General features: G+C 70.1%; 3 protein-coding genes and 1 tRNA gene. 1 reads left to right on the top strand and 3 read right to left on the bottom strand.

The annotated features are described in order from the left end of the window. Positions 1 to 777 precede the first annotated feature (777 nt). From LCD31_RS28020 to LCD31_RS28010, 3 genes are all read right to left on the bottom strand, one after another. Positions 778 to 849 (bottom strand) — tRNA-Val (locus LCD31_RS28020). Positions 850 to 918: 69 nt separating this feature from the next. Further along, on the bottom strand, positions 919 to 1,383 hold the full coding sequence (locus LCD31_RS28015) for a peroxiredoxin (protein ID WP_224963069.1): 465 nt from the start codon (positions 1,381 to 1,383) through the stop codon (positions 919 to 921). A gap of 137 nt (positions 1,384 to 1,520) precedes the next feature. Next, a complete protein-coding gene (locus tag LCD31_RS28010) occupies positions 1,521 to 1,955 on the bottom strand; it encodes a DUF3052 domain-containing protein (RefSeq protein ID WP_184477758.1) in 435 nt (144 codons plus the stop codon). A gap of 291 nt (positions 1,956 to 2,246) precedes the next feature. On the opposite strand from LCD31_RS28010, the gene aceE reads away from it, so the two are divergent. Further along, positions 2,247 to 5,015: a pyruvate dehydrogenase (acetyl-transferring), homodimeric type gene (gene aceE, locus LCD31_RS28005; RefSeq protein WP_224963067.1), complete on the top strand. Its 2,769-nt coding sequence runs from the start codon at positions 2,247 to 2,249 to the stop codon at positions 5,013 to 5,015. The last annotated feature ends 287 nt before the right edge of the window (positions 5,016 to 5,302 follow it).

The raw sequence follows: 5,302 nt of genomic DNA, 5'->3' as shown, positions 1-5,302 counted from the left end.
TGGCGGCGCCCGCCTGCGCCCCCCGCCGGGCACGCCCCTTCAGCGAGGCGCCGCGGGCCCGGTCATGGGGGGCACCCGGCCCGCCCCCGGCGGTCCCCTCCGGGGACCGCCCTTCATCGAGGCAGCCCCGCCGAGCTCGGCTCACCCGAGGCGGCCGCCTGCGGTCCCCTCCGGGGACCGCCCTTCATCGAGGCACGATGGCGGCATGGTCAGCACGGATCCCGAGCACCTGCGGTCCCCTCCGGGGACCGCCCTTCATCGAGGCCCGATCGCGCGCCAGCCGATGTTGGTCAGCACCCTGCCTGCGGTTCCCTCCGGGGACCGCCCTTCATCGAGGCGAGCACAGCGTCAACGGAGTCGGCGTCTCGTCGAACCCCGCCATCCTTCGGCCCCTCCGGGGGACCGCCTGCCATCAAGGCGTCGCGATCGGTCGGCGGCGGCAATCACTGCCGAGCGGGTGCACCTACGGCCCCAGGGGCCGCCCTTCATAAGCCCCCCGCGGGGGCCGCCAATGGTCTCGAACTCCAAGAAGCCCGACGATGGCGCGTAGGGAAACCAGCCCGCCCCGAATGACCGGCTAGCTGGAAACCAACCCAGGATGACCCGCCCGGCACGGCCGGACACAGGAGCGCAAAACGAATCCTCCCAAAATCCTCCCATCAGCGCCCCGGGCAGCACTTCCGGACCACAAAGGACAGACGAACAAGATCAACCACAATCAAGCAAAAAGCCCGCTGACCTGGACATTCGATCCAGATCAGCGGGCTTCTCGCACGGTGGGCACAGCTGGGTTCGAACCAGCGACCCCTTGCTTGTAAGGCAAGTGCTCTTCCGCTGAGCTATGCGCCCCGGGCGCGGCCGTCCGAAGATCGGCCGCGCTTCGGCCGGATCACTGTACCGACCGGGAACCGCCGGGCCTCACGCGGCCAGTTCGGCCAGCGCCTTCTTCCAGACGTTCTGGTCGCGGGCCTCGCCGGGCTGGTTGACCTCGGCGAAGCGGACCTTGCCGTCCTTGTCGATGAGGAAGGTGCCGCGCAGTGCCATGCCCGCCGGCTCGTGGAACACGCCGTAGGCCTTGGCGACCTCGCCGTGCGGCCAGAAGTCCGACAGCAGCGGGAAGGTGTAGCCCTGCTGCTCCGACCACGCCTTCAGCGCGAACGGGGTGTCCACCGAGACGCCCAGCACCTGCACCTGGTCGTTCTGGAAGTCGGCCAGGTCGTCGCGGACCTGGCACAGCTCGCCCTGGCAGACCCCGCTGAACGCGAAGGGGTAGAACACCAGCAGCACGTTCTTGTCGCCCTTGAAGCCGGACAGGGAGACCTGCTCCTTGTTGTAGTCCGGCAGCGTGAAGTCCGGAGCATCGGCGCCGACCTCGACCGTCATGCGCGCACCCTTCTGTTCGGCCTGTGCACGTACGCCGCCGAACCTACACCGATCACGCACACCTGGGCACCGGCGGCAGGTCGCCACCGGTGCCCAGTAGTGGGTACGGCGATCCGCTCGGCGCTGGGCCGAACTCGTCAGCGCTTGGACTTGGCCTTGCGGTAAGCGAGCCTGGTACCCATCCAGGCTTCCCCCAGACTCGCGTTCGAGGTCTGGGCCAGGTTGGACGTGGACGCTGCCTCAGCGATGTCACTGGGTTCCACGTAGCCGTCCCGACCGGTCTTCGGCGTCAGCACCCAGATCACCCCCTCGTCGGCAAGAGGCGTCATCACGTCGAGGAGCGTGTCCGTCAGGTCACCGTCATCGTCCCGCCACCACAGCAGCACGACGTCGACGACCTCGTCGGCATCCTCATCGAGCAGTTCGCTCCCGCAACGCTCCTCGATCGCGGCACGAACGGCGTCGTCGACGTCCTCGTCCCAACCGATCTCCTGAACGACCATCTCCGGCTCGATGTCGAGCCTGTCGGCGACGTCGACCTCGCTCTTGCCGGCGTCTCCCGCGGCGACCACGGCGTTCTCACTCCTCCAATGCGGTGGTGCGGTGCCTCCACCGCACCCAGGTTGGGCAGATCTGGCCGATAGCGAACACTGCGAACCGCTTCCGGCGCAACTGCTGGGCGCACGACACGCCGGTATCCGGCGTGGAACTCGACTGTAGGCGCCCGCATCCAGGTCAGGCTAGAACGGTACCGCCAAGTAATGACCGCGGTGCACGCAGCGGCCGTGAAGATGGGGGACCATGGGACGTGTCGGGCGTCACCCCAGCCCGCGACAAGCACCGCAAGCAGTCGAGGAGTTCCTTTGCCCGCGCACAGCAACGACGTCGGCGGCACCCCGCAACGGGTGCGGGTCATCCGAGACGGTCTCGCCTCGCATCTCCCGGACATCGATCCGGAGGAGACCGAAGAATGGTTGCAGTCGTTCGACACGATGCTCGGCGAGCACGGCCAGCAGCGTGCCCGCTACCTGATGCTCCGCCTGCTGGAGCGCGCCCGCGAAGGCGGCGTCGGCGTTCCCGCCCTGACCAGCACCGACTACGTGAACACCATCGCCACCGACCAGGAACCGTGGTTCCCCGGCGATGAGGAGGTCGAACGGCGCTACCGCGCCTGGATGCGGTGGAACGCTGCGATGATGGTGCATCGTGCACAACGGCCCGGGATCGGCGTCGGCGGGCACATCTCCTCGTTCGCCTCGTCCGCCAGCCTCTACGAGGTCGGGTTCAACCACTTCTTCCGCGGCAAGGACCACCCCGGCGGGGGCGACCACCTCTACATCCAGGGCCACGCCTCCCCCGGCATCTACGCCCGCGCCTTCCTCGAAGGCAGGCTGACCACCGACCAGCTCGACGGGTTCCGCCAGGAGCACTCGCACGCGGGCCCCGGTGGCGGGCTGCCGTCCTACCCGCACCCGCGGCTGATGCCGGACTTCTGGGAGTTCCCCACCGTGTCGATGGGCCTCGGCCCGATGAACGCGATCTTCCAGGCCCGGTTCGACCGCTACTTGCACGACCGCGGCATCAAGGACACCAGCCAGCAACGCGTGTGGGCGTTCCTCGGCGACGGGGAGATGAACGAGCCCGAATCGCGCGGACTGCTGCACGTTGCGGCGAACGAAGGGCTGGACAACCTGACGTTCGTCGTGAACTGCAACTTGCAGCAGCTCGACGGGCCGGTGCGCGGCAACGGGAAGATCATCCAGGAGCTGGAGTCGTTCTTCCGCGGCGCGGGCTGGAACGTCATCAAGGTCGTGTGGGGCCGCGAGTGGGACTCGCTGCTGCACGCCGACCGGGACGGCGCGCTGGTCAACCTGATGAACACCACGCCCGACGGCGACTTCCAGACCTACAAGGCCAACGACGGCGCCTTCGTCCGCGAGCACTTCTTCGGCCGCGACCCGCGCACCAAGGACATGGTCAAGGACCTCACCGACGACGAGGTGTGGGCGCTGCGCCGCGGCGGCCACGACTACCGGAAGGTCCACGCCGCCTACAAGGCCGCCACCGAGCACCACGGGCAGCCCACCGTCATCCTCGCCAAGACGATCAAGGGCTACGGGCTCGGCCCGCACTTCGAGGGCCGCAACGCCACGCACCAGATGAAGAAGATGACCTTGGACGACCTCAAGCTGTTCCGGGACAGCCTGCGGATCCCGATCAGCGACGAGCAGCTCGAAGCCGACCCGTACCTGCCGCCCTACTACCACCCCGGTGAGGACGCTCCCGAGATCCAGTACCTGCGGGAACGCCGACAGCGGCTCGGCGGCTACCTGCCGGAGCGGCGGGTGAAGGCGAAGTCGCTCGTGCTGCCCGGCGACGACGTCTACGACGTGATCCGGCGCGGCTCCGGCAAGCAGGAGGTCGCCACCACGATGGCGTTCGTCCGGCTGCTCAAGGACCTCGCCAAGGACCCCGAGGTGGGACCGCGGATCGTGCCGATCATCCCGGACGAGGCGCGGACCTTCGGGATGGACTCGATGTTCCCGTCGCAGAAGATCTACAACCCGAACGGGCAGTCCTACACGCCGGTCGACTACCGGCTGATGCTCGCCTACCGGGAGAGCGAGCAGGGGCAGATCCTGCACGAAGGCATCAACGAGGCCGGGTCCAGCGCCTCGTTCACCGCCGCGGGCACCGCCTACGCCACCCACGGCGAACCGATGATCCCGATCTACATCTTCTACTCGATGTTCGGGTTCCAGCGCACCGGCGACAGCCTGTGGGCCGCCGGGGACCAGATGGCGCGCGGGTTCCTGCTCGGCGCCACCGCCGGGCGCACCACGCTCACCGGGGAGGGCCTGCAGCACGCCGACGGGCATTCGCTGCTGCTGGCGGCGACGAACCCCGCGGTGGTGTCCTACGACCCGGCGTGGGCGTTCGAGGTCGCGCACATCGTCAAGGACGGGCTGCGGCGGATGTACGGGCCGGACGCCGAGAACGTCTTCTACTACCTGACCGTCTACAACGAGCCGTACCGGCAGCCCGCCGAACCGGACGACGTGGACGTGGACGGGCTGCTGCGCGGGCTGTACCTGTTCCGCCGCGGCACCGGTGGCTCCGTCCCCGCGCAGGTGCTGGCCTCCGGGGTGGCGATGCCGGAGGCGCTGCGCGCGCAGCAGCTGCTCGCCGAGGAGTGGGACGTGCGGGCCGACGTGTGGTCGGCGACCTCGTGGACCGAGCTGCGCCGCGAGGCCGAGTCCGTCGACCGGCACAACCTGCTGCACCCCGACTCCGAGCCGAAGGTGCCGTACGTGACGCGCGCGCTGCTGGACACCGACGGGCCGGTGGTGGCGGTCAGCGACTGGATGCGGGCGGTGCCGGACCTGATCCGCTCGTGGGTGCCGGGCGACATGGTGAGCCTGGGCGCCGACGGGTTCGGCTTCTCCGACACCCGCCCGGCGGCGCGCCGGGTGTTCCTGGTGGACGCCGAGTCCACCGTGGTCGCCGTGCTCGCCGCGCTGGCCCGCCGCGGACTCGTCGACCGGTCCCGGGTCACCGAGGCCGCGCAGCGCTACCGGCTGGGCGATGTGCGAGCCGCCGGTCCGCAGACCTCCGAGTCCGGCGACGCCTGAAACGGACCGCCACCCGGGCCGCTCGGCGGAGCGGGTGGCAGAACCTCAGCGGGATGATCGCTCGCGACGTCCTCGCGCGAATCCCGCTGAGAACCACCGGATGGTCCTGTTCCGCGCCGGGTCGCTGCTCAGCGGGGAATCGGCAGGACCCACCGCCCAGGTCCGGGGGGGGGGGGGGGGGGGGGGGGCGGCGGCGGGCGGGGGGGGGCGGGGGGGGGCCGCGCGCCGCGGCCCCGCGGGGGGGGGGGCGCGGGGGGGGGGCGGCGCGCCCCGCCGCCGCCCCGCCG

The sequence above is a fragment of the Saccharopolyspora sp. 6M genome, from assembly GCF_020176775.1.
GTDB lineage: Bacteria > Actinomycetota > Actinomycetes > Mycobacteriales > Pseudonocardiaceae > Saccharopolyspora_C > Saccharopolyspora_C gregorii.
The sequence above is the reverse complement of the archived record's forward strand: the minus strand, read 5'-3'. Positions and strand labels throughout refer to the sequence as shown.